At 73.0% G+C, this 26254-nt stretch carries 24 protein-coding genes, 1 tRNA gene and 1 pseudogene; 12 read left to right on the top strand and 14 right to left on the bottom strand.

The window, feature by feature from the left end; all coding sequences use genetic code 11:
* The 3 genes from KM933_RS16625 to KM933_RS16615 form a co-directional block, all read left to right on the top strand.
* On the top strand, window positions 1-1285 hold a 1285-nt coding region (locus KM933_RS16625), incomplete at its 5' end, for a PP2C family protein-serine/threonine phosphatase (protein ID WP_260333642.1).
* 121 nt (window positions 1286-1406) lie between these two features.
* Complete coding sequence (locus KM933_RS16620) at window positions 1407-2753, top strand: vWA domain-containing protein (protein WP_221352868.1); 1347 nt, start codon at window positions 1407-1409, stop codon at window positions 2751-2753.
* Between the two features lie 193 nt (window positions 2754-2946).
* Window positions 2947-4314 carry an FHA domain-containing protein gene (locus tag KM933_RS16615; protein ID WP_221352866.1) on the top strand — a complete coding sequence of 456 codons (1368 nt, stop codon included), beginning with the start codon at window positions 2947-2949 and terminating at the stop codon, window positions 4312-4314.
* 118 nt (window positions 4315-4432) lie between these two features.
* Here the strand turns inward: KM933_RS16615 and KM933_RS16610 are convergent, their stop codons facing one another.
* On the bottom strand, window positions 4433-5419 hold the full coding sequence (locus tag KM933_RS16610; RefSeq protein WP_221352864.1) for a methyltransferase domain-containing protein: 987 nt from the start codon (window positions 5417-5419) through the stop codon (window positions 4433-4435).
* 110 nt (window positions 5420-5529) lie between these two features.
* Here KM933_RS16610 and KM933_RS16605 point away from each other — a divergent pair, with 110 nt between their 5' ends.
* Window positions 5530-5943 (top strand): globin, encoded by a 414-nt coding sequence (locus KM933_RS16605; RefSeq protein WP_221352862.1) that lies wholly within the window; start codon window positions 5530-5532, stop codon window positions 5941-5943.
* Window positions 5944-6134: 191 nt separating this feature from the next.
* Here KM933_RS16605 and KM933_RS16600 read toward each other — a convergent pair whose 3' ends face one another.
* The 3 genes from KM933_RS16600 to ettA are packed head-to-tail and all read right to left on the bottom strand — an operon-like array spanning window position 6135 to window position 8995.
* Window positions 6135-6872: a DUF8010 domain-containing protein gene (locus KM933_RS16600; RefSeq protein WP_221352860.1), complete on the bottom strand. Its 738-nt coding sequence runs from the start codon at window positions 6870-6872 to the stop codon at window positions 6135-6137.
* A complete protein-coding gene (locus KM933_RS16595) occupies window positions 6869-7324 on the bottom strand; it encodes an acyl-CoA thioesterase (RefSeq protein ID WP_221352859.1) in 456 nt (151 codons plus the stop codon). The genes KM933_RS16600 and KM933_RS16595 overlap by 4 nt, the downstream gene beginning before the upstream one ends.
* A 6-nt stretch (window positions 7325-7330) precedes the next feature.
* The gene (ettA, locus tag KM933_RS16590) at window positions 7331-8995 is read right to left on the bottom strand and encodes an energy-dependent translational throttle protein EttA (RefSeq protein WP_221352857.1); all 1665 of its coding nucleotides are present in this window, start codon (window positions 8993-8995) and stop codon (window positions 7331-7333) included.
* Window positions 8996-9170: 175 nt separating this feature from the next.
* On the opposite strand from ettA, the pseudogene KM933_RS39380 reads away from it, so the two are divergent.
* From KM933_RS39380 to KM933_RS16580, 3 genes and pseudogenes are all read left to right on the top strand, one after another.
* Window positions 9171-9403, top strand: a pseudogene (locus tag KM933_RS39380) (IS5/IS1182 family transposase); the annotation flags it as partial.
* 82 nt (window positions 9404-9485) lie between these two features.
* Window positions 9486-9824 (top strand): inner-membrane translocator, encoded by a 339-nt coding sequence (locus KM933_RS16585; protein WP_221352855.1) that lies wholly within the window; start codon window positions 9486-9488, stop codon window positions 9822-9824.
* A gap of 231 nt (window positions 9825-10055) precedes the next feature.
* A complete protein-coding gene (locus KM933_RS16580) occupies window positions 10056-10412 on the top strand; it encodes an SCO4225 family membrane protein (RefSeq protein WP_221352854.1) in 357 nt (118 codons plus the stop codon).
* A 35-nt stretch (window positions 10413-10447) separates the two neighbouring features.
* Here the strand turns inward: KM933_RS16580 and KM933_RS16575 are convergent, their stop codons facing one another.
* From KM933_RS16575 to KM933_RS40280, 4 genes are all read right to left on the bottom strand, one after another.
* Window positions 10448-11860 (bottom strand): TQXA domain-containing protein, encoded by a 1413-nt coding sequence (locus tag KM933_RS16575; RefSeq protein ID WP_308013424.1) that lies wholly within the window; start codon window positions 11858-11860, stop codon window positions 10448-10450.
* A 267-nt stretch (window positions 11861-12127) separates the two neighbouring features.
* Window positions 12128-12694: a single-stranded DNA-binding protein gene (locus tag KM933_RS16570; RefSeq protein WP_221352850.1), complete on the bottom strand. Its 567-nt coding sequence runs from the start codon at window positions 12692-12694 to the stop codon at window positions 12128-12130.
* Between the two features lie 203 nt (window positions 12695-12897).
* Complete coding sequence (locus KM933_RS16565) at window positions 12898-14871, bottom strand: YfjP family GTPase (protein ID WP_221352848.1); 1974 nt, start codon at window positions 14869-14871, stop codon at window positions 12898-12900.
* A gap of 5 nt (window positions 14872-14876) precedes the next feature.
* Complete coding sequence (locus KM933_RS40280; protein ID WP_221352846.1) at window positions 14877-16484, bottom strand: dynamin family protein; 1608 nt, start codon at window positions 16482-16484, stop codon at window positions 14877-14879.
* A gap of 312 nt (window positions 16485-16796) precedes the next feature.
* Here KM933_RS40280 and KM933_RS16555 point away from each other — a divergent pair.
* The 3 genes from KM933_RS16555 to KM933_RS16545 all read left to right on the top strand — a co-directional run bounded on the left by KM933_RS16555 (window position 16797) and on the right by KM933_RS16545 (window position 19113).
* Window positions 16797-16869 (top strand) — tRNA-Arg (locus tag KM933_RS16555).
* 116 nt (window positions 16870-16985) lie between these two features.
* Window positions 16986-18659 carry a serine/threonine-protein kinase gene (locus KM933_RS16550; RefSeq protein WP_221352844.1) on the top strand — a complete coding sequence of 558 codons (1674 nt, stop codon included), beginning with the start codon at window positions 16986-16988 and terminating at the stop codon, window positions 18657-18659.
* A 187-nt stretch (window positions 18660-18846) separates the two neighbouring features.
* Entirely contained in the window at window positions 18847-19113 is a 267-nt protein-coding gene (locus KM933_RS16545; protein WP_221352842.1) for a chaplin, read from the top strand.
* 105 nt (window positions 19114-19218) lie between these two features.
* On the opposite strand, the gene KM933_RS16540 is transcribed toward KM933_RS16545, so the two are convergent.
* The 6 genes from KM933_RS16540 to KM933_RS16515 all read right to left on the bottom strand — a co-directional run bounded on the left by KM933_RS16540 (window position 19219) and on the right by KM933_RS16515 (window position 22921).
* Window positions 19219-20085: a tyrosinase family protein gene (locus KM933_RS16540; protein ID WP_221352841.1), complete on the bottom strand. Its 867-nt coding sequence runs from the start codon at window positions 20083-20085 to the stop codon at window positions 19219-19221.
* Window positions 20069-20722, bottom strand: a complete 654-nt coding sequence (locus KM933_RS16535; protein ID WP_430727324.1) for a tyrosinase family oxidase copper chaperone — start codon at window positions 20720-20722, stop codon at window positions 20069-20071. The genes KM933_RS16540 and KM933_RS16535 overlap by 17 nt, the downstream gene beginning before the upstream one ends.
* A 54-nt stretch (window positions 20723-20776) precedes the next feature.
* The gene (locus tag KM933_RS16530) at window positions 20777-21283 is read right to left on the bottom strand and encodes a hypothetical protein (RefSeq protein WP_221352839.1); all 507 of its coding nucleotides are present in this window, start codon (window positions 21281-21283) and stop codon (window positions 20777-20779) included.
* 149 nt (window positions 21284-21432) lie between these two features.
* A complete protein-coding gene (locus KM933_RS16525; protein WP_308013423.1) occupies window positions 21433-21963 on the bottom strand; it encodes a DUF5949 family protein in 531 nt (176 codons plus the stop codon).
* A 12-nt stretch (window positions 21964-21975) separates the two neighbouring features.
* The gene (locus KM933_RS16520) at window positions 21976-22269 is read right to left on the bottom strand and encodes a hypothetical protein (RefSeq protein ID WP_221352834.1); all 294 of its coding nucleotides are present in this window, start codon (window positions 22267-22269) and stop codon (window positions 21976-21978) included.
* A gap of 412 nt (window positions 22270-22681) precedes the next feature.
* Window positions 22682-22921, bottom strand: a complete 240-nt coding sequence (locus KM933_RS16515; RefSeq protein WP_221352832.1) for a chaplin — start codon at window positions 22919-22921, stop codon at window positions 22682-22684.
* Between the two features lie 604 nt (window positions 22922-23525).
* On the opposite strand from KM933_RS16515, the gene KM933_RS16510 reads away from it, so the two are divergent.
* On the top strand, window positions 23526-24719 hold the full coding sequence (locus KM933_RS16510) for a glycosyltransferase (protein WP_221352830.1): 1194 nt from the start codon (window positions 23526-23528) through the stop codon (window positions 24717-24719).
* On the top strand, window positions 24716-26251 hold the full coding sequence (locus KM933_RS16505) for an exopolysaccharide biosynthesis polyprenyl glycosylphosphotransferase (protein ID WP_221352828.1): 1536 nt from the start codon (window positions 24716-24718) through the stop codon (window positions 26249-26251). Before KM933_RS16510 ends, KM933_RS16505 begins: the two co-directional genes overlap by 4 nt.
* Window positions 26252-26254: the final 3 nt, after the last annotated feature.

Genomic DNA, 26254 nt, shown 5'->3' with positions numbered 1-26254 from the left:
CGCCGCTCCACCGCGCGCCGCGCCAGTCGTCCCGCCCCCGGGCCCGCACTCCGCGCAGCCGCCGGTCCCGCCGCACGCGCAGCCTCATGTCCAACCGCACGTCCAACCGCCCGCGCAGCCGCCGGCCCGGCCGTCCGTCCCACCGACGGCGCAACCACCGGCGCACGCGCCGATGCAGGCGCCGACCCACGCCCCGACGCAGGCTCCGGCCCAGGCCGCGGCCCACGCGCCGGCCCGTGCGTCGGCGGAGCCGGACGAGTACCCGCTCGCCGCTCCGCTGCCACCCGAGGTGCCACCGGGCGGGATGCCACCGGGTGAGATGCCGCCGGCCGATCCGCGCGCGGCCGGCCCCGCGGCGCCCCCCGCGGGCCTCAGGGTCTGCGTGGCGTGCCGCGCGGGCCAGGTCGACCGGGACGGCTACTGCGAGAACTGCGGGCACGCGCAGCCGCGCGAGCGCGACCACATGGAGCAGGAGCTGGAGGCGGTCGCCGCGGTCAGCGACCGCGGTCTGCGCCACCACCGCAACGAGGACGCCTTCAGCGTGTCCTCGACCACGCTGTCCGACGGCTCTCCCGCGGTCGTCGCGATCGTCTGCGACGGCGTGTCCTCGGCGACCCGCCCCGACGAGGCGTCCCTGGCCGCCTCCCGTGCGGCGGGCGAGTCGCTCCTGGCGGCCCTCCCCCGCGGCACACACCCGCAACAGGCCATGCACGACGCGATCCTCGCGGCCTCCGGGGCGGTCAACTCCCTGGCGGACCGGACCCCGGCGGACCACGAGCACCAGCCGCACGTCAACGCCCCGGCCTGCACCCTCGTCGGCGCCGTCGTCACCTCCGGCCTGCTGATCATCGGCTGGGTCGGCGACAGCCGCGCCTACTGGGTGCCGGTGGACCGCTCGTCACCGCCGGCCCGGCTCACCGAGGACGACTCCTGGGCGGCCCAGATGGTAGCCGCGGGCCTGATGAGCGAGGCGGAGGCGTACGCGGACGACCGCGCCCACGCCATCACGGGCTGGCTCGGGGCGGACGCGTACGAACTGGAGCCGCACACCGCCTCCTTCAAGCCGGACCGGCCGGGTGTGGTGATCGTGTGCACCGACGGCCTGTGGAACTACGCCGAGGGCGCCGGGGAGATGGCCGAGGTCGTCCCGGCCGACGCCGCGGACCGGCCGCTGCACAGCGCCCGGGTCCTGGTGGGCCACGCCCTGGACGGCGGGGGCCACGACAACGTAACAGTGGCGGTCCTTCCGTTCCCGGCGCCACCGCAGGGGGCAGGATCGGCCTAAGAGGCCCAAGCGGTACGAAAAGGTAGTGGCCTCGGCACGGCCAGGGCCGGAGGGGACCGGTCCGCCTACCGACACCACCCACGCCCCGGGCGTGGGAGTCCTGAGGGGGAGCAGAGAAGGCATGGCCAATTTCTCGAAGTCGAACGTGCCGCAGTTCTCGGTGGAGGTCTACCAGAACGAGTACCTGCCGGAGGGCGGCCGCGAGGTCAACGCGATCGTGACGGTCACCTCCACGGGCGGCGGCACGGTCGGGAGTGCCGTCGCGGCACCCCACCTGTACACGCCGGGACAGGGACCGGACGCGGCCGTGGCGATCATGGTCGACTGCTCCGGGTCCATGGACTACCCGCCGACCAAGATGCGCGGCGCCCGGGACGCGACCGCCGCCGCGGTCGACGCGCTGCGCGACGGCGTGCGCTTCGCGGTGATCGCCGGGACGCACGTGGCCAAGGAGGTCTACCCCGGCGACGGCGGGCTCGCCGTGGCCGACGCGCGGACCCGCGACGCGGCGAAGCAGGCGCTGCGCCGGCTCAGCGCGGGCGGCGGTACCGCGATCGGCACCTGGCTGCGGCTGGCCGACCGCCTGCTCTCCTCGGCGGACGTCGCCATCCGGCACGGCATCGTGCTCACCGACGGCCGCAACGAACACGAGTCGCCCGAGGATCTGAAGGCGGCCCTGGACGCCTGCGCGGGCCGCTTCACCTGCGACGCGCGGGGCGTCGGCACGGACTGGGAAGTCAAGGAGGTCACGTCCGTCGCGTCCGCGCTGCTCGGCACCGCCGACATCGTGGCCGACCCGGCGGGCCTGGCCGCCGACTTCACGCAGATGATGGAGACGGCCATGGGCAAGGAGGTCGCGGACGTCGCGCTGCGGCTGTGGACCCCGGTCGGCACCTCCGTCAAGTTCGTCAAGCAGGTCGCGCCGACGGTCGAGCAGCTGACCGACCGCCGTGTCGAGGCGGGCCCGCGCGCCGGCGACTACCCCACCGGTTCCTGGGGCGACGAGTCCCGCGACTACCACGTGTGCGTCGAGGTGCCCGAGGCCGGACTCGGCCAGGAGATGCTCGCCGCCCGGGTCTCCCTGGTGGTCCCGCAGGGCGACGGCACCGTCCACAACCTGGGCGCGCAGGGGCTCGTACGGGCCGTGTGGACCGACGACATGGCGGCGTCGACGTCGATCAACCCGCAAGTGGCGCATTACACAGGCCAGGCCGAACTGGCGCAGGTCATCCAGCAGGGTCTGGATGCCCGCAAAGCGGGGGATGACGACGGGGCGACGGCCAAACTGGGCCGCGCGGTCCAGCTCGCCAGTGCCTCGGGAAACGCGGATACGGCGAAACTGCTTGCGAAGGTGGTGGACGTGGTCGATGCCGCGGCGGGTACTGTGCGATTGAAGGCGAAGGTCGCGGAGGCCGACGAGATGACTCTCGAGACACGGTCCACCAAAACCGTTCGCGTGAAGAAGTAGCAGAACAGAAGCAGAAAACAGCAGAGAAGCAGCAGCGCAGAAGCAGAGCGGGCCGCGCACCGTGCGTAACGGTACGGAAGCGGTACGGGAGCGACACGGAAGCGGTCCGCAGGCAGCACGCGCACGGTAACGCACGTCTTGTACACGTCTTACGGTCCTTGGTGGCCGGAACAGGAGAGGGGGAAGCGCCGACATGCCGACCTGCCCGAACGGACACCAGTCGGGTTCCGACGACTGGTGCGAGGTCTGCGGTCACCGCATGGCCGGTGCCGTGCCCCCGCCGCCTCCGCCGCCGCCCCCGGCGGCCGGTTACGGCTATCCGCCCCCCGGTTCGCCCCCGCCGCCCGGCCCGGGCGGACGTCCCCATCTCTCCGCGGTGCCGGACCCGGCGCCCGAGGCCGAGCTGTGCCCGCAGTGCCGCACCCCGCGTGAGGGCGGGGCGCCGTTCTGCGAGCAGTGCCGGTGGAACTTCCTGACGAACACCGCGACCTCGTACACCCCGGCCGCGCCGCGTCCCACCGGTCCCGGCCCCGGCGGTCCCGGCGGCCAGAACCCGGCGCCCCGCTTCCAGCAGCCGCCGCCCGGACAGCCCGGTCCCACCCACGGCGGATTCGACTACCAGAGCTCCCGGCCCTCCCAGGTGAACCGGCCCGCGGAGCCCATCCCGCCCTACGGCGAGCCCTCCCAGGGCTTCCCCGGCGGCCCCTCGCGACCCGTCCCGCAGCAGGGCCCCGGCGGCACGGGCCCCGGCGGACCCGGTGGGTTCGGCGGACCTGGCGGTCCGGGCGGACCAGGCGGACCGGGTGGTCCTGTCGGTGGCCCCGGAGGTCCGGGCGGCCCCGGCGGCGGATACGGCGGTCCCGGCGGCGGCCCGAACGGCCCCGGTGCTCCCGGCGGCCCGCAGGGGTTCCAGCAGGCCGGTCCGTCCGCTCCGCCCGGGTACCCGCAGGAGACCGGGCGCCCGCAGGCACCGGGCGGCCCGTCCTTCGGGGGCGGCGAGGACGACTGGGTGATCTCGCCTCCGGCGTCCGGCGGCCCGAACGGCCCCGGCCCCGGTGGCCCGCCCGGTCCCGGTGGCGGCCAGGGCGGCGGCTACGGCTATCCGCCGCCCGGCTCGACGCAGGCGCCCCCCGGGTACCGGCAGCAGCAACAGCCGCTCGCCTGGAGCATCACGATCGCCCCCGACCGTGAGTACTTCATGGCGATGATGCAGCGGTCGGGGCCGGAGGCCGCGGGCCTGAACCTGCCCGCGTACTCGCCGGAGCAGCAGCGTCCGCTCAGCGGCAACCAGCTCACGATCGGCCGCCGCCGGCACTCCACCGGCGACACCCCGGACATCGACCTGTCGGTGCCGCCGGAGGACCCGGGCGTCTCGCACCAGCACGCGGTCCTCGTCCAGCAGCCGGACGGCGGCTGGGCCGTCGTCGACCAGAACTCCACCAACGGCACCACGGTCAACGGCGCCGAGGAGCCCATCCAGCCCTTCGTGCCGGTGCCGCTCCAGGACGGCGACCGGGTCCACGTGGGTGCCTGGACGACGATCACGATCCGGCGCGGCTAGCCGGAACGACGGGCGACGGACGACGGGCGACGGGCGACAGGCGACAGGCGACAGGCGACAGGCGACAGGCGACAGACGAAGGGTGACGGGCGGCCGACGCCGGGGACCGGTCAGGGCATCAGGGCAGGGGCCAGGTGTGCGGTCCCCGCGGGTCGTCCAGCCACGCCCACGCACGGCCGTCGCCGACCGTGATCCCGTACCGCTCGCGTGGCGGGTGCCCCGCGCGCTCCCACAGTGCGAACGCCTCCTCCGGGGTGAGACAGCCCGCCGTCAGGGTCAGCAGGAACCGGAAGAGTTCGTGCCCCCCGACCCGGCGCGGCAGGCTCTCCGGGCGCGCGTCCGGACCCTCGCGCTCGCACCGCGGGCCGCCCCGCAGGGGCACGAAGTAGGCGGGCGTGTGCAGGAAGCGGCCCTCGGCGTGCCCGGCGTCCCGTACGCGCAGGACGACGAGGCCGGTGGCGAACGGCGCGAGGATCCGGGCGCCCGGGCGGCACTGCCCCAGCCAGGGGCGCGGTATCGAGCTGAGCGTGCAGGTCGCGATGACGCGGTCGAAGGGGGCGCGCTCGGGACAGCCCCGCGCCCCGTCGCCGGTGACGACGGCCGGGCGGTGGCCCGCGGCGGCCAGGTGGCGCCGGGCGGACTCGGTGATCTCCGGGTCCAGGTCGACCGTGGTGACCCGCTCGTCACCCAGCCGGTGCGCGAGCAGGGCCGCGTTGTAGCCGGTGCCGGCGCCGATCTCCAGGACGGCGTCCCCGTCCCCCGGGTCCAGCTCGACCAGCATCCTCGCCATCAGGGACGGCTGGCTGCTGGACGACACCAGTTCGCCGTCGCGCACTCGGGTGGCCAGCGGGACGTCCTCGTACGCCCCGCGCAGCCACTCCTCGCGCCGGCGCGGGCTGGGGTCCTCGCCCCATCTGCGCTCGTAGCCGCCCCGTACGCCCACGTAGTAGTACGGCACGAAGAGATGGCGCGGGACCGCCTCGAAGGCCCCGCGCCAGACCGGGTCGGCGTCCCAGGCGCCGCTCGCGTCGATCTCGCGCACCAGCGCCGCCCGCGCCGTGGCGGCGAGGTCGTCGAGCCCGTGGTCGCCGGCGCGCGTGCCCATGTCTCCACTGTGCTGCGGGACGGGCCGCGAGGCGAGCGCCGGGCGCGAAATCCGGAACCCCTTCTTCGATGGTCCTAAGCCTCCGGTCCCCGGTCGGCCCGTCTGAGACCATGGACGGTGTGAAAGAGATACGGCGCGGCACGCTGCAGGAGCAGACCTTCTACGAGCAGGTCGGCGGCGAGGAGACCTTCCGGCGCCTGGTGCACCGGTTCTACGAGGGTGTCGCCGAGGACCCGCTGCTGCGGCCCATGTATCCCGAGGAGGACCTGGGCCCGGCCGAGGAGCGCTTCACCCGGTTCCTGATCCAGTACTGGGGCGGTCCGACCACGTACAGCGAGAGCCGCGGCCACCCCCGGTTGCGGATGCGTCACGCTCCCTTCGCCGTCGACCGCGCGGCCCACGACGCCTGGCTGAAGCACATGCGGGTCGCCGTGGACGAACTCGGTCTCTCCGAGGAGCACGAGCACACGCTGTGGAACTACCTGACGTACGCGGCGGCTTCGATGGTCAACACCGAGGGCTGAACGGCACGGGATGAACGGCACCGGCTGACGCGCGTATTCCGGTCGCGCGTCGCCGGATCCCGGTCACGATCCGGCCACACCCCCTCTGGGAGCATCGCCGCAGATCTGGGATGACCGGTGCCACCACAGCTGAGGGCTCACCGGCCGGCCCCTCGGCGACGGATGGGCCGGCACGGAAGCCGGAGCGACGCTCAGCGAACGCTGACGCCCAGTGTCCCGAGCCCCGCCCCGGACCCCGTCCTGCGCACGGCGACCGACCCGTACGGCGTGCGCAGCCTGAGCCACACGCCCGACGACAGCAGCCGCAGCGCACCCCCGTCGGACGCGTCGGACACATCGGACGCGTCGGACACATCTGACATGCCGGGACGCGCGGGCCTGAGGAAGCCCAGCGACTGGGCCGCGTGGGCGGCCCGTACCGGAAGGGCGGTGTCCCCGACCGGCCGGGACCAGATCTCCCGCCCGATCCGGTCGAGCGCGGCCCGCGTACGCTCCCCGGGCGCCAGTCCGTCCGTCCGCGCCCGGAACTCGGCGACCACCGCTGCCACCGCGGCGCGTACGGCGTCGGGCGCGGGCAGCCCCGGCTCGGGCCGCCAGCCGCCGCGGGGTGGCAGCACCCCGGCCCACGGCGGTCCGGTGACGGCGGCGGGCACGGCCGCCGTGGCCGCCGGCTCGTCGAGGGCCTCCAGGAGCTCACCGGCCGAGACCGTCATGTCGAGGGTGAGGTCCAGCCCTTTCTCGTACGGCTTGGCGAGTCGTGCCGTACGGATCGCGAGCACCTCGAAGGACGGTGGCCGGCCGAACACCGCGAGTGTCGTCCCCGACGCCTGGAGCCGCACCGCGGCCGCCCGGTCGTAGTGGATCAGCCGGGCCAGGAAGGCGGCGAGATCCGCCGCCTCCCCCGCGTCGTCGAGGTGCAGGGCCGTCATGCGGCGACGGCCCCGGCGGCATCGACCTTGTCGCCCTTGTCGGCCTTGCCGCTCCCGGCGTCCTCGTCGTCGGTGTACTCCTCCAGGAACGCGCGTTCCTCGGCGGTGATACGACGCGGTCGCTGGGCCTCGAAGTCGAACGGCACGATGACCGTCCGCGCCCGGACGTACACCTGGTCCGGGTCCTTGACCTCGTAGTCGACGGTGAAGGACGCCGCCCTTATCTGCGTGACCCACAGCTCGATGTCCACCGGTGTGTGCCGGTGGACGAGCTGCTGCTTGTAGTCGATCTCATGGCGCGCCACCACGGACCCCTGCTGGAAATCCTTGTCCGGGCGGAACAGGAAGTCGATCCGCGCCTCCTCCAGGTAGCGGAGGAAGACCACGTTGTTGATGTGGCCGTACGCGTCCATGTCCGCCCAGCGCAGCGGGCAGCGGTAGATGTGCCGCAAGACGGATCAGCCCCGGGTCAGCTTCTTGTAGGTGGCGCGGTGCGGACGCGCGGCGTCCGGTCCGAGCCGCTCGATCTTGTTCTTCTCGTACGACTCGAAGTTGCCCTCGAACCAGTACCACTTCGACTCACCCTCGTACGCGAGGATGTGCGTCGCGACCCGGTCCAGGAACCAGCGGTCGTGGGAGATGACCACGGCCGCGCCGGGGAACTCCAGCAGCGCGTTCTCGAGCGACGACAGGGTCTCCACGTCGAGGTCGTTGGTGGGCTCGTCGAGGAGCAGCAGGTTGCCGCCCTCCTTGAGGGTGAGCGCCAGGTTCAGGCGGTTGCGCTCACCGCCGGAGAGGACACCGGCAGGCTTCTGCTGGTCCGGGCCCTTGAAACCGAAGGCGGAGACGTAGGCCCGTGACGGCATCTCGACCTGGCCGACGTTGATGTAGTCGAGCTCGTCGGAGACGACGGCCCACAGCGTCTTCTTGGGGTCGATGTTGGCGCGGCTCTGGTCGACGTAGCTGATCTTGACGGTGTCGCCGACCTTGATCGCACCGGAGTCCGGGGTCTCCAGGCCCTGGATCATCTTGAAGAGCGTGGTCTTGCCGGCGCCGTTCGGGCCGATGACCCCGACGATGCCGTTGCGCGGCAGCGTGAAGCTGAGGTCGTCGATCAGGACCTTGTCGCCGAACGCCTTGGAGAGGTTGTTCACCTCGACCACGATGGAACCGAGCCGCGGCCCCGGCGGGATCTGGATCTCCTCGAAGTCCAGCTTCCGCATCTTGTCGGCCTCGGCCGCCATCTCCTCGTACCGGGCGAGGCGCGCCTTGGACTTGGTCTGGCGGCCCTTGGCGTTGGACCGGACCCACTCCAGCTCTTCCTTGAGCCGCTTGGCGCGCTTCTCGTCCTTGCGGCCCTCGACCTTGAGGCGGGTGGCCTTCTTGTCGAGGTACGTGGAGTAGTTGCCCTCGTAGGGGATCGCGCGGCCGCGGTCCAGTTCGAGGATCCACTCGGCGACGTTGTTCAGGAAGTACCGGTCGTGCGTGACGGCGACGACGGCGCCCGCGTACTTCTGGAGGTGCTGCTCCAGCCAGTTCACCGACTCGGCGTCGAGGTGGTTGGTGGGCTCGTCGAGGAGGAGCAGGTCCGGCGCCTCGATCAGCAGCTTGCAGAGCGCGACGCGGCGCTTCTCGCCGCCGGAGAGGTTGGTGACCGGCCAGTCGCCGGGCGGGCAGCCCAGCGCGTCCATGGCCTGCTCCAGCTGCGCGTCGAGGTCCCAGGCGTTGGCGTGGTCCAGGTCGTCCTGGAGCTTGCCCATCTCCTCCATCAGCGCGTCCGAGTAGTCGGTCGCCATCAGCTCGGCGACCTCGTTGAAACGGTTGAGCTTGCCCATGAGCTCGGCCGCGCCGTCCTGGACGTTCTCCAGGACCGTCTTGGTCTCGTCCAGCTCCGGCTCCTGCATGAGGATGCCGACGCTGAAGCCGGGCGACAGGAACGCGTCACCGTTCGACGGCTGCTCGATCCCCGCCATGATCTTCAGTACGGTCGACTTGCCGGCACCGTTCGGACCGACGACGCCGATCTTCGCTCCCGGCAGGAAGTTCAGGGTGACGTCATCGAGAATCACCTTGTCGCCGTGCGCCTTGCGCGTCTTGCGCATGGTGTAAATGAACTCAGCCAAGAGAAACCGTCCGGACGCTTGAAATCGGCAGTGGGCAGATACACCCCATCTTGCCGCACCGCCACCCCTCGGGGGAAACGCGTATGGCGGAGGTCACCTGACCTGGCGTTTCACCGCGGGCGACCACGGCTCGACCGTCACCGCCGGTCGGCCCCGGAGGACTGCTGCGGGCATCCCCGCCCTGTCCGGAGCGGTCCACGGCATCGGGGCCGCGTGGACCCACGGCATCATCGACGCTTTGGAGGCAGTCGGGGTGGAGTGCTGGCTCGGCAAGGGCTACCGCGGCACCGGCGGTACCGGCGGCACCGTGCGATTCCCCGCTGAGCGCGAGAGGGGACGCTGTTCGCTGGTCAGCGGGCTGCCAACCGCTCGCACGCAAGGATTCGGGCGCTCGCCGAGCAGGCCGTGGTCCGTGAAGAGCGGAGTACGCCTGGGTTGCGAATCAGCGACGGCGCCTTCGAAGGGGTGGGTTCCGGGAGATCGTCGAGACATGCCCGGACTCGGCGACAAGCAGCCCTCCAGCACGGAGGGAGCCCTCACCGCAGGTTGTCTCCTGCTTCTCGTCCTGGTGGCGGACGGGGCGGCCGGGCTGCTGGTCGGCATCGTGCTCGCCGTCCGGGGACTGGGCCGGACGGGCACCGGCGCCGGGCCGGCAGCGACGAGAGTGCCGCCCCCGGACTGGGCACCGGTACTCGGCTTCGGCGCCCTGACCCTGGCGGTCGGCGTGACGGCCGTCGTGCTGCTGCGGATCGGGCACCGGGCCATCGGGGCGGTGCAGCTGACGCTCTGCGTTCTCCTGACAGTCCACACGCTGGGCTCCTGGCCCTGACCAGACGTATTCGAAGTGGCTGTGCAAGCGAACGCCGGTCATTTGCCCAGCCGTCGGAGGCGCCTTGGAACAGGGGACCCGGAGTGGTCCGAGGTCCCTCCTTCGTGCTGCGGTCCTGGCCGCTCGTGGTGAGTACCGCCGTCCTGCCGGTGAGTACCGGTACTCATGCCCGGGCGCGTCCTTCAGGCCATCGTTGGGCTGACCGATCCGGACGGACCCGAAGGAACCTCGATGACGCCTGTCTCCCACTCCCTTGCCCCGCGTCTGCGCCGGCTGCTCGCGCCCGCCGTGGACAACCGGCCCGCCCGCGGATACCTCGCCCTGGTCGCGGCGGCGCTGGTGTTCTTCCTGTACGCCGTGTACCTGTCGCCGGACCCGGGGTTCGCCGGGATCTGGCCGATGATGGCCACCGCGCCGCTCGGCATCCTCGCCGTCATGGCGGCGGCACCCGTGGAGCACGCCCTGCCCAGCGGGCTGAGCCCGCTGGTCTTCTCCGCCGGTGTGGTGCTGGCCGGGCTGGTCAACGCCGCGCTGATCGGCCTGCTCGCGCGCCGGCTGCGGACCCGGGCGCCGCACCCGGCCGTCTGAGTCCCGCCACCACCGGACGGTTCGACGGGCCGCGGTCAGTCCTTGGACTGTGCCTTCTTGCGGAGGACGAGCACCGCGGCGCCGCCGATCAGGACCAGGCCGATCGCGACCCCGGCTATCACCGGTGTGGCGCTCGACGCTCCGGTCTCGGCGAGGTCCGCGGTCGTGGCGGTGGTGCCGCCCACCGTGGCGGGGCTGGGCTCGTTCAGGGTCTGGACGCTCTCACCGGCGCCCTCGGCGCTCTGCGTCCGGCAGTCGAGCACGCCCTGGAACCGCTTCTCGTAGCCGCCCGGTCCCCTGACCGTGACGTCGTACGCCTGGTCCTCCTGCAACGGGACCGTCACGGTCTTCGACGCGCCGGCCTCGACGGTGTGCTCGGAGCCCGCCACCTCGAAGGTGACCGGTTCGTCGCCCTCGTTGACGGCGGTGACGTCCAGACCGCCCTCCGCGCAGTTCTTCTCGGCCGACAGCGCGGGTATCGCTCCGGTGGCGGTCCAGTTTGCGGTCGCCGCCGCGGAGACCGTCGACTCGCTGGAACCGGCCAGGATCTGGGTCTGGCTCCTGGTCTCGGAGGCGAAGGCCCGCCCGACCGGCACGGTGGTCGATGCCTGCACGGTCAGCGCGGCCGAACCGTCCGCGGCGTCGTCGGGCACGTCGAAGTACAACTCGCCGCCGTCCACCGCGGAAGTGATCTCCTTGCCGTCCCGGTCGACGATCCGCACCCCGCTGGTGGCGGCGTCGGCGGGCGGCGTCACCGTCACACCGGCCGCGTCGGTGTGCACGGTCACCGGGCCGAGCGGTTCGCCGGGGCGCCCCGAGACCGCGGGCGGGTCCAGGCGCAGGGATGCCGCGGGCTCCCCGAGGTCGCGTGCGCTGCGCTGCAGGTGGTCGGCGAGCTTCTCCGCCTGCGGGTCCACGGCCTCCACGTCGGCGCCGTCCGAGTAGCGCCAGATGGCCACCTGGGTGCCGGCCGCCGCGTCCTCCGCGGTGAGGCCTCTCGCACCCGCCTTCGCGGCCAGCGTGGCGAGGTCGTTGACCTGTGGATAGGAGTTCTGCAGGATCCAGCGGATCCGGCCGGCGTCGGGGTTCCCGTTCAGCGACGTGCCGCTCCAGGGGGTCTCCTGGTACTTGGCGTCCTTCTGCGTCGGGCTGTAGATGTCGACGCAGTAGGTCTGCAGCGTCCCGCCGTTGTCGACGGACATCTCGAACAGTCCCGCGGACACCTGCTTGTCCCCGTCGTCCTCGTGGATGACGGCGGCACCGGACGTCTTCAGCGCGCCTACGGTCGCGGTCGCGCCGCCCTGGTTCTGGGGGAGTTCGTCCGCGACGGCCGTACCGGCGGTCGCCACGGCGCTCACGGCGACGAGCCCGGACACGAGCGCCACCGCGGCCAGACGGGCGGTAGCACCTCGCCCGTGCACGGACGGCGCGGAGAACGAAGAAAACACAGAATTCCCTTTCGAGCAGGGCCCGCCCGCCTGGAGGGTTACGGTCCCACCAGCGCGATCAGAGGCCCCGAGAGCCATGCCCGGCATCCTAAGGACGGGGCGCATCTCCCTTCCCGGTCATGTCATCTGATGAGTGATCCGACTCGGAATCGTTATCGCCGAAGCCGGGCATCGACCAGACTTGTCGACAAATCCATAGGATCCTTCGGGATCATTCGGCGGTATGCCGCGCTTCGGTCGGATCTGGAACCGGTGTCTGCACTCACGTCATCCAGCCAAGGCCGGTTCCTGCCGATGAGCCGCTCCACCGGCCTGATCCGTCGGCTCCACCTCCCAGCCGGGCTCCGGGCGGGACGGCGTGTCCCGCGAGCGGCCCGACGAGCGGCCCGGCGACCGACCCGGCAACCGGCTCGACGGCTGGTCCGGGGCCGCGTCGGACGGCTGGTCGGAGGTGGGCTCGGAGGCGTGGTCACCCCTGTGCGCCGTCCTCCGGAACGCCGCGGTGCCGCGCGCCAGATCGTGTCCGATCGCCGATGCCTCGATGTCCGCCCCCGCCCACGACTGGCCGTCGCGCTGCTCGGACCGGACCTTGAGCCTGCCGCGCACCACCAGCGGTTCGCCCAGGGACACGGACGCCTGCACGTTCGCCGCGAGCGTCCGGTTGGCCCACACCGTGAAGAAGTTGGTGTGCCCGTCCTTCCAGGCGTTCTTCTCGCGGTCCCAGTACCGCTGCGTGACCGCGAGCCGGAACCTCGCCGACGGACCTGCCGCCGTCTCCCGGAACACGGGCTGCGTAGCCACGTTCCCCACCACACACACCATCGTCTCGTTCATCACGGAAGCCCTCCCTCACCACATGCGCACGGGCTCGTCCCGTGCGGCTGCGTCCGCCGGCCGTCCCCGGCCGTCGCTCGCGACCACGTCGTGATCGCCACGACCACAGACTGCCTCCGCCGGCCCGAGCCCGCTGAGCCCTGTGGGCCACCGCCCCGTTGTGGACAACTCCGCCGCCCGAACGAGAACCTCCGCTGAACCGCTCAACCGCAGCCCGCCCCCGTCACCCGCAGGAACTGCTCCCGCACCTCCCGGTACCGCAACAGCTCCGCCGCCACCGGGTCGAGGACCCGCGCACGGCCGCACCCCGACGCCGCCTCCCGCAACCGCCGTTCCGCGTCGTACCCGTAGCGCCGCGCCGGCCCGTTCGCCGCCAGCCGGCAGGCCCACTCGACACCGGGACCTCCCACGATGCCGAGGACCATCAGCAGCACGGGCACGCCCAGGTTCGGCGACATGAGGCCGATGATCTGCCCCAGCAGCCACAGTCCGCCGACGACCTGGAGGAGGGTCATGGACGCCTGTGCGAGCACGGCAACCGGCCACCAGCCGGGCCGCGGCGGCCGCCCGACCGGGGTCCCGGCCCGGACCGCCAGCTCGTCCAGTGCCTCGCACAGGCCCTGCGACCCCCGTACGGCCGCCTCGCGCACCGCCTGGGCCCAGGGCGCGGGCAGCCCGTCGGACGCCTGCTCGGCCACCGTGCGCACCGCCTGCTCGACGCGCTGGCGCGCCGTGACCTCCTCGTCGTCGTACACCCGTACGGCGAGCCGTCCGGTCGCCGGCTCGCACCTGTCCTGGTACCAGCGCCACAGCCGCAGCCAGGGGGTACCGCACGCGCGGTTGGCGTTGCGGCGCCACGCGCGCTCGGCCGCCTCGCCCGCCGCCGTGGCGCCGACCGCGTCGGCGAGCCGGTCGGCGAACTCGTCGCGCGCCTCCTCGCTGAGCCCGGCCTGCCGCCGGTTGGCGTACACGGGCCACAGCCGCACCGCGGCCGCGTCCACGTCGGCGGAGATCCGGCGGCCGGCGGCGCCCCGTTCCGCCACGAAGTGGCCGAGCGCCTCCCGGAGTTCGCCGATGCCCTCCCCGGTGAGGGCGGACAGGGCGAGGACGGTCGCGCCTGGTTCGCCGTACTCGCCGAGCGCGATCCCGTCCTCGTCGAGCAGCCGCCGCAGGTCGTCGAGGACCTGGTCGGCGGCCTCTCCCGGCAGCCGGTCGACCTGGTTGAGGACCACGAAGGAGACCTCCGCGTAGCCCGCCATGGGCCGCAGGTAGCGCTCGTGGAGGACCGCGTCGGCGTACTTCTCCGGGTCGACGACCCAGATGACGGCGTCCACCAGTCCCAGGATGCGGTCCACGTGCTCCCGGTGCTGGAGGACCGCCGAGTCGTGGTCGGGCAGGTCCACCAGGACGAGCCCGCGCAACTGCGCCTCCGCCTCCGCGCTCTGCAGCGGTCTGCGGCGCAGCCGGCCGGGGATGCCGAGCCGGTCGATGAGTCCCGCCGCACCGTCGCTCCAGCTGCACGCGATGGGCGCGGCGGTGGTCGGTCTGCGGACCCCGGTCTCCGAGATGGCCACCCCGGCGAGCGCGTTGAAGAGCTGCGACTTGCCGCTGCCGGTGGCTCCCGCGATGGCGACGACGGTGTGCTGCCCCGAGAGCCTGCGCCGGGCCGCCGCCTCGTCCAGGACGCGCCCCGCCTCGGCGAGGGTCCGGTTGTCGAGCCGTGCGCGGGAGAGGCCCGTCAGTTCGCGCAGCGCGTCCAGGCGGGACCGCAGCGGGCCGTCGTACGCGAGGGGGGCCGCCGAGGACGGCCGGTGGTCCACCGCGGTCTCCCGCACGGGCTTCGCCTGTCCCTCCGCCGTGACGGACACGCGCCGCGCGATCAGCCCGTCGTCCCAGCCGTCCTCCGGATCCCCGCCGGCACCGTCCCCAGCGCCGGCACCGTCCGCGCCGCCACCCCCGCCGCCACCCCCGCCGCCGGTCCCGCCACCACCGGTCCCGCCACCACCGGGACCGGCACCGGCATCGGCGCCAGGACCGGCAGCACCGTCGCGCCCACCGACAGCGGCCCCCCTGCGACCGGCTTTCCTGCGGCCGGCCTCCCCGCCGCACCCCTCGTCGTCGTCCTCCGGCCGGTCGGTGTGGTCCGTGTGATCCGTGTGGTCCGTGACGGCGGTCACCGCGGTCACCTCTCCTTCTGCAGTACGGACAGCGCGGCGATGAGTTCCGCCTGCGGTTCCGGATGTACGTCGAGTGCGTCGAGCGGGGCGAGCCGCCGCTCCCGCTCGTGGTCCAGCGCCTTGCGGAGGTAGTCGGTGAGCAGCCGGCCACCCTTGTCGCGCAGCCGCAGGGCGCCGTGGGCGCCGATCCGCTCGGCGAGCCCTTCGCCCGCGGACCGCGCCCGCCGGCCCCCCAGGAGCACGGTGGCGACCAGCGCGGCCACCACTTCGGGATCCGGCGCCACGCTCTTCTCCAGGGCGCCCACCTCGTCCTCGGCGTACTCCTCCAGGACCCGCCGCCAGCGCCGTACCGCCATCCCGATGCGGTGCTCGGCGCTCTCCAGCGTCGGATCGCGGTCCGTCAGGCCCGGTGCCTGCGCGGCCGGTTCGCGCCGCCACGCGTCGTCGATGCGCTCGTCCGCGGCGGTGACGGCGCACAGCAGGAGGGTGCCCAGGCTCTCGACCAGCGCGTCGAGCAGTTCACCGGCGCTGCAGTCCAGCGGGTAGCTGCGCCACCGCTTGAGCGCGCCCCCGGCCAGGACGGCCCCGGCCTGCAGCCGGCCCCGCAGACGCGTGTACTCGCTGTCGTACGCCCCCTCGACGGCCGTGGTCAGCCGCAGCGCGGCGGCGTACTGGACCGCGGCCGCACCGGCGAGTTCGGGCATCCGCGACTTCAGCGAGTCGAGTGCCCCGTACGCCGTGCGGGACATCGCCCGCTGCCGGGCGCCCGGGTCCTGTGCCTGCTGGACCAGCCAGGCGCGCAGCGGCGCCACGGCCGTGGCCGGGAGCAGCCCTCCGCCCCATGCGGACTCGGGCAGTTCGGGCACGGTGAAGCGGGGCACGTCACCGAGGCCCGCCTTGGCGAGGAGCGCGCCGAACTGGCGCGAGACCTCGGACACCACCTGGTGGGGCACCCGGTCGAGCACGGTGACGAGGGTGGCGTCGTGGTCCTTGGCGGTACGCAGCAGATGCCACGGCACCGCGTCGGCGTACCGGGCCGCCGTGGTGACCATGACCCAGATGTCGGCCGCGCACATGAGTTCGGCGGCGAGCACCCGGTTGTCGGCCACCAGGGAGTCGATGTCGGGCGCGTCCAGGAGTGCGAGCCCTTCGGGGAGGGTGTCGGCGGTCTCGATGCGCAGGACGCGCGGGTCGTCCTCGTCCGGCAGCAGCGGGTCGTCGTCCAGGTCCTGTTCGGGCAGCCACACGCGCGTGAGGTCGGGCAGTACGCGCATCCCGCTGAACCAGTGGTGGTCCTCCGGGTGGCAGACGAGCACCGGGGTACGCGTCGTGGGCCGCAGCACCCCCGCCTCGCTGACCCGCCTCCCCACCAGGGAATTGACCAACGTCGACTTGCCCGCCCCGGTCGAGCCTCCGATCACGGCGAGCAGGGGTGCTTCGGGTTCTCTCAGCCGGGGCACGAGATAGTCGTCGAGCTGCGCGAGCAGTTCGTCGCGGTTGGCACGCGCGCGTGGAGCCCCCGCCAGGGGGAGCGGGAAGCGCGCGGCGGCGACACGGTCGCGCAGGGCGGAGAGTGCGTCGAGCAGCTGGGGCCGTACGTCCAAGGTCACCACATGCGAAGAATGCCCAACTTTAACGGCTTTCTGAAGCATATGGGCTTGCCTGCGCGCCGATCGGACACATGGGACAGAAGCGACGACTGGGGCGCAGGCATAACGAGTGCACAACACCCGGGGCGCGAGACGCCAAAAGCGATGCACGATTCGTACCTGCCTGCGATTATCAGGACCGCTTCACCGAACCTCCACATCGAGCCACGGAGGCCGGAGGCGAAGCACAGGGACCCAGGAGCTCTATCCTTGTCCCCGGCAAGGTCACAGCCCCGCCCATACCCGGGCACCAGCACCACAAGGCCACCACACCCGGCCCCCGTAGCTCAGTGGATAGAGCAGGCGCCTTCTAAGCGCTTGGCCGCAGGTTCGAGTCCTGCCGGGGGCGCTCACCGCCCACCCTCCCTCCGGGAGGGCTTCTTGCTGTCCGGAGCCGCGCCCCACCGGGCCGGCGGCCGGGCTCATCGGGTCGACGGCTCCGCCCGTCCCACTAATCTGTCCGCCATGGACGCACCGGGGGACGTGGTGGACGGCCGGTTCGAGCTGATCGGACGGCTCGGCAGCGGCGGTATGGGGACGGTGTGGCGGGCGCGTGACAGCGTGCTGCACCGGGAGGTCGCGCTCAAGGCCGTACGGCACGACGCGGCGGCCTCCGAAGCCGTCCGCGAGCGGGTGCTGCGGGAGGCGCGGGCACTGGCCCGGGTCAGGCACCCGAACGTGGTGATGATCCATCACATCGTGGACACCCATCCCCACCCCTGGCTCGTGATGGAACTGGTGGACGGGGTCTCGCTCCAGGAGCGCCTCGCCGGCGGTCCGCTGCACCCGGCGGAGGCCGCCCGCCTGGGCCGCCAGGTGCTCGGTGCCCTGCGCGCCGCCGACGCGGCCGGAGTCCAGCACCGGGACGTCAAACCCGCCAACATCCTGTTGCGCGCCGACGGTTCCGCCGTTCTCACCGACTTCGGCATCGCGGCGCTCCAGGGATCCACCGCCCTGACGGCGACCGGCGAGCTCATCGGCTCGCCCGAGTACATCGCCCCCGAGCGGATCCGCGGCAACGACGACGATCCGGCGTCCGACCTCTGGTCCCTGGGACTGGTCCTGTACGTCTGCGTCGAGGGCGTCAGCCCCCTGCGCCGCGGTACGACCCTGGCGACCCTGGCCGCCGTACTCGACGAGACGGTGCCCCCGCCGGTGCGCTCCGGCCCGCTGGCGCCCGTGCTCCAGGCCCTGCTCGTACGGGATCCCGCCGCCCGGCCCGACGCGGCGCGGCTGGACGCCATGCTGGCGCAGGTCGAGTCCGGTACGACGCCGGACTGGGCGCTGCCGACGGAGACCGCTCCGCTGCCGCCCGGCCTCACGACGACGCCGACCCACGTCCTGCGCGCACCGCCCGCGCCGGGCGGACCGGCCGGTGGGCCGACCCGTGGAGAGCCGACGCGTGGAGAGCCGACGCGTGGAGAACCGACGCGTGGAGAACCGACGCGTGGAGAACCGACGCGTGTCGAGGGCCACCGTTCGTCCGCACACGAAGGACGCGACGGGCGTGGGAAGCGCGCCGTACTCGTCGCGGCCGTCGCCGTCGTCGGGGTCGCCCTGGTGTCGGCCGCGACCGCTCTGGTGCTCACCCTGGGCGACCCGGACGGCAACGACGGCGAGGCCGACGGCGCCAAGGGCGGCGACCGTTCGACCGCCCCCACCTCGTCCTCGCGGCCCGCCGGGCAGAAACCACCGGTCGCCACCTCACGAACGGCCACTCCGTCGTCAACGGCCCCTCCGTCGTCGCGGGCCCCCTCCTCCCCCTCACCGACCCGTTCGAAGGAGACGGCCGGTCAGCCGCCCGCCCCCGGCGACAGATGGATCGCCCAGCTCTTCTCCGAACCGGTCGGCTCCGGTACGGCCACGCGCGACCGGCGGCTCGCCGCCGTACGGCAGTCCGTCCCCGAGGCCGTCTACCTCCGCAGCGACGACTACGCGTCCCTCCGACCGGGCTACTGGGTCATCTACGCCCCGGGTCCGTTCACCGACGGCCGTGCCGCTCTGACCTTCTGCGACGAACGCGGCAGGACCACACGGGACACCTGCATCGGCCGCTACCTGAGCACCAGCGCCGGTGATCTGGGCCTCCAGTGCAGCCCCCCGGCCGCCAGCCCGAAGGGCCGCTGCACGCGTCCGTGACCCGACGGGCCTGGCTGGGCTCCGACTCCGGCTCCGGATCGCGGCTCTTGTGGTTCATCACCCCATATGAAACACCTTGGGGGATGATGTCATGTTGCGTACCGTTACCCGTCGTCAATCCTCGCGTTGAAGGGGCAGTGCGGTCGCGTTCGTGCTGCCGCACTCACCGATTCGAAGGAGAAACGTGATGTCTCGCATCGCGAAGGCAGCCGGTGTCGCTCTCGGCACGAGTGCCGTTGTGCTCAGTGGTGCCGGTCTGGCCATGGCGGACGCGGACGCCGCGGGCAAGGCCGTCGGCTCGCCCGGCGTGGCGTCGGGCAATGTCATCCAGGTTCCGCTGCACATTCCGATCAACCTCTGCGGCAACACCGTGGATGTCGTCGCCCTGCTGAACCCGGCCTTCGGCAACAAGTGCGCGAACATCAGCAACAAGCACGAGGGTTACGGCCACTGAGCCACCGAGCCGCTGCTCGGACGGGGAGGCCCCCGGCGGTGTGCACCGCCGGGGGCCTCCCCGTGTCCTGCGTCCCGCCCGTGCCGCCCCGCCTCCGCCGCGGTCTCACACGTACCGGTAGATCCGGCTGTGGTCCTCCAGTTCCTGCGGCGTCACCCGCCACGGCGGCATCGCCTCGTGCCGTGCCACGATCCGCCTGTACTGCCGGTCCCCGAGTTCCGGCGGCGACTCGGGCAGATAGCGCGCACCCCGGTGCCGCTGCTGCCAGCGCGTCCAGAGCAGGTCCACGAAGGAGTGGTGCAGCCAGAAGACGGGGTCGTTCACGGAGGCGCCGCCCAGCATGTGTCCGCCGACCCAGCGGTGGACGCGGTTGTGGTTGCGCCAGGCGCCGTTGCCACGCCCGGCGCCCCACCCCTCCAGTTTGTTGCGGAAGCCGCGGTCGGAGGTGGAGTCCCAGGGCTCGGCGTCGTACACGGGGTCCCTGAGCGCCCCGTCGAGATCGTCCGCGGTGGGCAGGTCGAGCGGATCGCGGGGTCTGCCGAGGTCGCGCATGAGGTAGTCGCCGTCGGTCGTCGACTCCCTGACGACCCACTTCCCGTGCCGGCGGGCGAAGGGGCCTGTCGTCACCTGCCGGTCGGACCGCCGTCCGTTGCCTCCGAGCAGGTCGTCCCCCCACAGCGGGGCGGCGGGGGTGCGGTCCTTCGTCCAGTCCCAGTACGGCACGGACACCCCGGGGTCGGCCCGGCGCAACGCCCGCTCCAGGTCCAGCAGGAACCGCCGGTGCCACGGGAAGAAGGAGGGGGCCATGTGGGCCGCGCGCAGTCCGCCCTCGCCGTCCGCCACATAGTGGTCGATGTGGATCCGGACGAACTCGTCGTACTCGCCGGTGCGCTTGATCCGGAGGAACGCGTCGACGAGCCGGCGTTTCTCCGTACGCGTCAGCGCGCTCACGTTCTTACGCGCGTACGCCATGTCCGTGCCCCTCTCCCCGCTCCGCCCGCGCGGCGGTCGCGCGCAGCCGCAGCGTGCCGCCCAGTTCGTCGACGGCGGCGCGGGCGGCGGCCAGCGGGGTCGGGTACGACTGGTAGTGGTCGACCATCGTCAGATAGCCGCCGTCGGCCCGCCTCATGAGGTGCAGCGGGCGGTCGTCCACGGTGACCCGCCAGGACCCGCCGGAGGCCGCGGGGGAGGCCGCACGCGCGGCCCCGGCCGGTCGTACGGCCCCGGCCGGTCGTACGGCCCCGGCCGGTCGTACGGCCCCGGCCGGTGGTACGGCTCCTGTCGGTCGTACGGTCCCGGCCGGGCGCTCTCCGCACAGCGTGTCCTTGAACCCGCGGATCCGGCACCCGCGGTACATCTCGTCGAATTCCGCCGCGGACCGGGTCTGCGGCTCCGTCCCGAACCGCTGCGGCCCGCCCGGCCCACCGCCGATCCCGCCGTCGATCCCGCTGCCGGACCCGTCTCCCGCGCGCGGCGGCTGTGATGACCGCGACGTCCGCGATGTCCGCGGGGGCCCCGACGCCGTGACGAGTGGCGCCAGGGCGGCGGCCACGGCCGCGGCGAGCAGCCCTCTCACGACGTCACGCCGCGTACTGTTCCCCGCTGCCATCCTCACTCCCACGCCCTCCGACACGTCCTGCACGAGCTTCCGGCGTCCGGACGCCTACCGTCCGGACGCCAGATCCAGCCCTGCCTCCGGTGCCGCCTGCAGGGCCGGCGCGAGGAGGGCGGCCTGGGGCAGCTTCGGGGCCGGGAGGCCGAGCGCGTCCGCACGCGGCGCGGACAGCGGCGCGTCCAGCGCGGCACCGGGTGTCACCGCGCGCAGATCGGAGGCGGCCGTGGTGGCGCTGAGATGGTCGAAGGACTCCCCGGGCACGCGCGGCAGCGGTGTGCTCAGGTCCAGCGAGGGCATCTCGCTGTTGACCGGCAGCTGCGGGAGGGTGCGGTCCGGCATCAGCCGGCCCTCGGTGTACCGGGGCCCGTCGGGGGTGCCCGGCTTGAGCAGCGGAACCGTGCCGCCGATTTCGGGCGTCTCCACACCCAGGGAGTGCTCCACACCGCCCAGGGGCACGGCGACCGGAACCGCGTCGGCCGCGACGGCGGGCGTCGCGACGGCCGCCGCCACGCAGGCGACGGCGGCGGCGAAGGTTCCTCGGGAGGTCGGCTTCATCAGGCGCGGGCCTTTCGGAATTCGGGAGTGCGTCCGGAACGGGTAACGACCCGGCGGACGGGATCAGGTCAAACTTCCCTCGATCGGCGCAATCCTCAGCTCACCCGAAAGTCACACCAATGCCCCCTCCGGCACCCCGGCATCCTGGATCAGACGCGCAGAACACGGGCCGGTACGAGAACGTGTGCCGCGTTGGTCAGGGTCTCCTCGTCGTCCGCGAAGGCTGCCAGGGCCTCCGGAGTGACGGGCCTGCCCGGTTCGGCCTCGGCCCACGGGCGGGTGGTGAACAGGAGGTAGGCGTAGCCGCGTTCGCCGATCGCGGTGAGCCACTGCGGCGGTACGGGGCACTCGGCGCGGAGCGGGGCCGCGCCGTGGAGCGGGGCCACTCCGACGAGGGCCCGGCCCCCCTCGACGAGGAGGCGGACCGGGAAGTCCGGCTGCCGGGTGGCGTCGACGACCGAGGAGCCGAGGGACAGCCCGCCGGCGCGCAGCCACCGCTCGACCGCGGCCGCGGAGCCCTCCGGCCCGTCCTCGCCGTCGCCGAGCGAGTAGGCCAGGAGGTAGGGCATGGCGCCGTCCGGGTGCTCACCGCTCCACGCCATGACGACGAGCGTGCCGAGGCCCGCGTCGGGAAGGGGACGCGCGGGGGAGGTTCCGTCGGGGGCTCCGCACGGGCACACGGCTGGAGGGCGTCACTTCCCGAGGGGGAGACCGCCCAGGAGGCCGGTGGGCCCGCCCGCCGCGTTCAGGGCGTCCGTCGCGTGCGAGAACGCACTGAGGATGGAGCCCTCGTTCTCGGTGTCGAGCGCCCGTGACTGCGACTTCAGCGGCATGACGTCCACCGGCTCGTAGAGGAGCTTGGGGACGGCCGAGTTGACGCCGCCGTTGAGGCTGGTGGGGGGCATGTCGGCGGCGAGGGCGGGCGCGGCGACACCAGCGACGGCCATCGACCCGGCAACGACAGCGGCGGCCTTCAGGGACTTCATCGTGTTCCTTTCGTCGGCGACTCGCGTCACCGGAGCGGATTCCCGGCGGTCAGGCACCGCGTGTGCCTGTTCCCGCACTGCTTCCTGCCCAACGACCCCTCATCGGGACGGAAACCCCACACGTCGAAGATTCCTGGAACCCACCCGATCGAAGGGTGCGCCCCGTTAATAAATCAGTAAATGTGATTCCTCATACGAAAACCACGGAGGGTTGCTCGAACAAGGTCCGGAACAAACGCCGGTCCGGTAGCCGCTCCGCCTCGGCCACCACCTTCCGCTCCCCCCACTCCCCCGTCCCTCATCACCTCCCGTTTCCCCTCCGCCCGCCCACCCACCCACCCACCCACCGGAGCAACGCCGATCGGCCGTCCCCCGGACGGGAGGACGGCCGATCAGGGAAAGGGCTTCGACGTCAGTCGTTCACGCACTGGTTGCCGAACGCCGGGTTCAGCAGCGCGATGATGTCCACGGTGTTGCCGCAGACGTTGACCGGCAGGTGAACGGGGACCTGCAGCACATTGCCGGACAGGACACCCGGGGAGTGAGCGGCGACACCGTGCGCGCCGCTGTCGGCAGCGGCGACGCCGGCGGTGCCGGCCATGGTGGCGGCGGCAGCGGAGGTAAGGACCAGGCCCTTCGCGATACGCGACATGGAGAAGTGCTCCTTGGGATTGAAAACAACAGCCGGGCGGAGGTGCCCGGTCCTGGAATCAACGCGTGGCACGGGCACCGGTTGTGCCTCCAAAAGAGTGACGCTCCGGGCCGTTACCAGACGCGAGCCAGAGGGTTAACACCGGAGTGTGCACACGATTCCGACACACTTGACGGCTTTCACGAATAAATAGGGATAGCGGATACAGTTGCGTTCTTCCTCAGGCCTTGAAACAGAAGGGAAGTCATGGTGGCGCTCATGTGATGTGCACATTGCGTCCGTCCGCCGGACCCGTAAACCCTTCCGCCGAAAATTCCCCCGAAAGGGTAGCGCCGGTCATGCGCTGTTCCGTGGTACCACTCCGGCGTCCTCGATCTCGGCAAGGACCTGCGGCACGACGGTGACCGACCGGGCCCGCGGCCCACGGCCGTGTCGCGGAACGCGGGACGCGGGCCGGGCCGGCGCGCTGTGCGCCACCGTCGACGCGAAGCGCCGATGCCCCTCCCTCTCCCATCACCCCTCTCCCCTCCTCCCTCCCTGCTCCCGTCCCCCCGAGTTCCGTCGCGCTCCCCGGGAGCGCCGCCCGTGAGCGAGGAAAGCGCGCATGCAACTGCCACCGACCGTCCCCCGCCCGCGGGTCCTGCACGTCTCCCAGCCCGTCGACGGCGGGGTCGCCCGCGTCGTCACGGACCTGGTGCGGGCGCAACTGGCCGCCGGTGCGGAGGTCACCGTCGCCTGTCCGGGGTCCGGCGGCCTCGCGGCGGCGGTCGGAGCCCTGGGCTGCGGCGTACGGCACTGGCCCGCGACCCGTTCGCCCGGTCCGGGGCTCGCGCGGGAGGTGCGGAGTCTGCGCCGGGCCGTGCGGGAGGTGCGCCCCGACGTGGTGCACGCGCACAGCGCCAAGGCCGGGCTCGCGGTGCGGCTCGCCGTGCGCGGGCGGATGCCGACCGTGTTCCAGCCGCACGCCTGGTCGTTCGAGGCCGCGGGCGGGGCCACCGGACTGCTCGCCCTCGCCTGGGAGCGGCTGGGCGCGCGCTGGGCGTCGCGGCTGGTGTGCGTCAGCGAGGCCGAGCGGCGGACCGGTGAGCGGTCGGGGATCGGGGGCCGGTGGAGCGTCATCCCCAACGGCATCGACCTGGACGGCTTCCAACCGGCGCCGGCGGGCACCGTACGGGCCGGGATCCCGCTGCTCGACGAGGTCGGACCGGCGGCACCGCTCGTGGTCTGCGTCGGGCGGCTGTGCCGGCAGAAGGGGCAGGACGTCCTCCTGGAGGCATGGCACGAGGTGACCCGGCGGGTGCCCGACGCGCGGCTCGTACTGGTCGGCGACGGGCCGGACGCGGGGACGCTGCGGGCCCGGGCCCCCGGGTCCGTGCTGTTCGCCGGGGCCGTCGCCGACCCGGCGCCCTGGTACCGGGCCGCCGACCTGGTCGTCCTGCCGTCCCGCTGGGAGGGCATGGCGCTGGCGCCGCTGGAGGCCATGGCCTGCGGGCGGCCCGTCGTGGTCAGCGACGTGGACGGCGCGCGCGAGAGCCTGCCGCCGGACCAGGGGCCGCGCTGTCTGGTACCGCCCGAGCAGCCCGGGACGCTGGCCGCGGCCGTCGCCGGGCTGCTCCTCGACCCGCCGCTGCGCGAGTCGCTCGGCCGTCAGGCACGCCGGTACGCAACGACCACCCACGACGTACGGCGCACGGCCGCGGCCGTCGCCGACGTGTACCGCGATCTGATCGGCACCTGGCCGGCCGGGCGGACCACGGACGCGGACCACACCGAGTGCAGGGAGTCCATCCACACGTGACTGCGGAAAGTACCGTCCCCTCCCCCGGCGGCCCGCCGCGGGCGGTGGACCACGGATTCGCGCCCGTCTCGGTCGTCCCGCCGCGCGAGGCGGCCGACGGCTTCAGGCTCCCCGGCGGCCGGCAGCCCTTCGGAGAGCGGGCCTCACGGCTGCCGCTGCCCGTCGTGGACACCGGGGCCGCGCTGGCCGGCGGCTGTCTGGCACTGCCCTTCGCGCATCCGCTCCCCCTCGCCGTACTGATGCTGGCGGTGCTCGGGCTCAACGCGCGCGGAGCGCTGTACGAGGCCGCGCGCGTACCCGCCGTCCTGGACGAACTGCCCGCTCTCTGCGGCCGGATCGCGGCCGGCTGGTGTGCGCTGGCGGCCCTGCTGGCGGCGTACTCCCCGGAGCACGCGCTGTCCGCCCGCACCCTGGTCCTCGGCTGCGTGGTGCAGTCCCTGGTGAGCTGCGCGGGCCGCGGTGTCGTGCACGGGCACCGGCGCCGGGCGCTGCTGCGCCGCCCGCGGGCGGCCCTGGTGGTCGGCCGCGCCGTGGAGGCGCAGCGGGTGGCATCGGCCTTCCTGCGGCACCCCGGGTGCGGGGTGCGGCCGGTGGGCGTCGTCGCCGACGGGGCGGACGGCACCGAGGGGCTGCCGGTGCTCACCACCGGTGAGGAGGTCCAGCGGGCGCTCATCCAGAACGGTGTGCAGGACGTGCTCGCCGTAGGACCCGCCCCGCGCGCCGTGCAGGGCCCGCTGCTGCGGGCGCTGGGCGACGCGGGCTGCACGGTGTGGGAGGTGGACGCGGACACACCGGCGTCAACACCCATGTCGACATCGGCATCAACATCAACATTGACGTCGGCGTCGGCGTCGGCGTCGGCGTCGGCGTCGGCATACGAACGGATCGCACGGGCCGGGCGGGCCGAGCGGCTGGCCGGGTTCACCTGCCTGCGGCTTTCGGCGGACCGGCGGTACGGGAGCGCCGGGAAGCGGCTGCTGGACGTGCTGGCCTCCGGGACCCTGCTGCTGGTGGCCGGCCCGGTGCTGCTGGGGTGCGCGGCGGTGCTGCGGGCCGTCGACGGTCCCGGTGTGGTGTTCCGGCAGGAGCGGATCGGCAAGGACGGGCGGCCGTTCACCCTGCTGAAGTTCCGTACGCACCGGCCGGTCGACGCACATGAGGCGGCGACCCGCTGGAGCGTGGCGAACGAGCACGAGATGCACTGGTTCTGCCGCTTCCTGCGGCGGACCTCGCTGGACGAGCTGCTCCAGCTGTGGAACGTCTTCCGGGGCGAGATGAGCCTGGTGGGACCGCGTCCCGAACGGCCGTTCTTCGTCGACCGGTTCAGCCAGGCGTACCCCGGATACGCGGCCCGCCACCGGATGCGGACCGGGATCACCGGCCTCGCGCAGATCCAAGGGCTGCGCGGCGACACGTCGATCGAGGACCGCTGCCGGTTCGACAACGCGTACATCGACGACTGGTCGCTCTGGCAGGACGTCTGCATCCTGGTGCGCACCGCGGTCCTGCTCGTGCGGCCGACGGGGAGCTGAGCC

Source organism: Streptomyces beigongshangae, assembly GCF_019710745.1.
GTDB lineage: Bacteria > Actinomycetota > Actinomycetes > Streptomycetales > Streptomycetaceae > Streptomyces > Streptomyces beigongshangae.
This window is presented reverse-complemented; position numbering and strand designations above follow the sequence as displayed.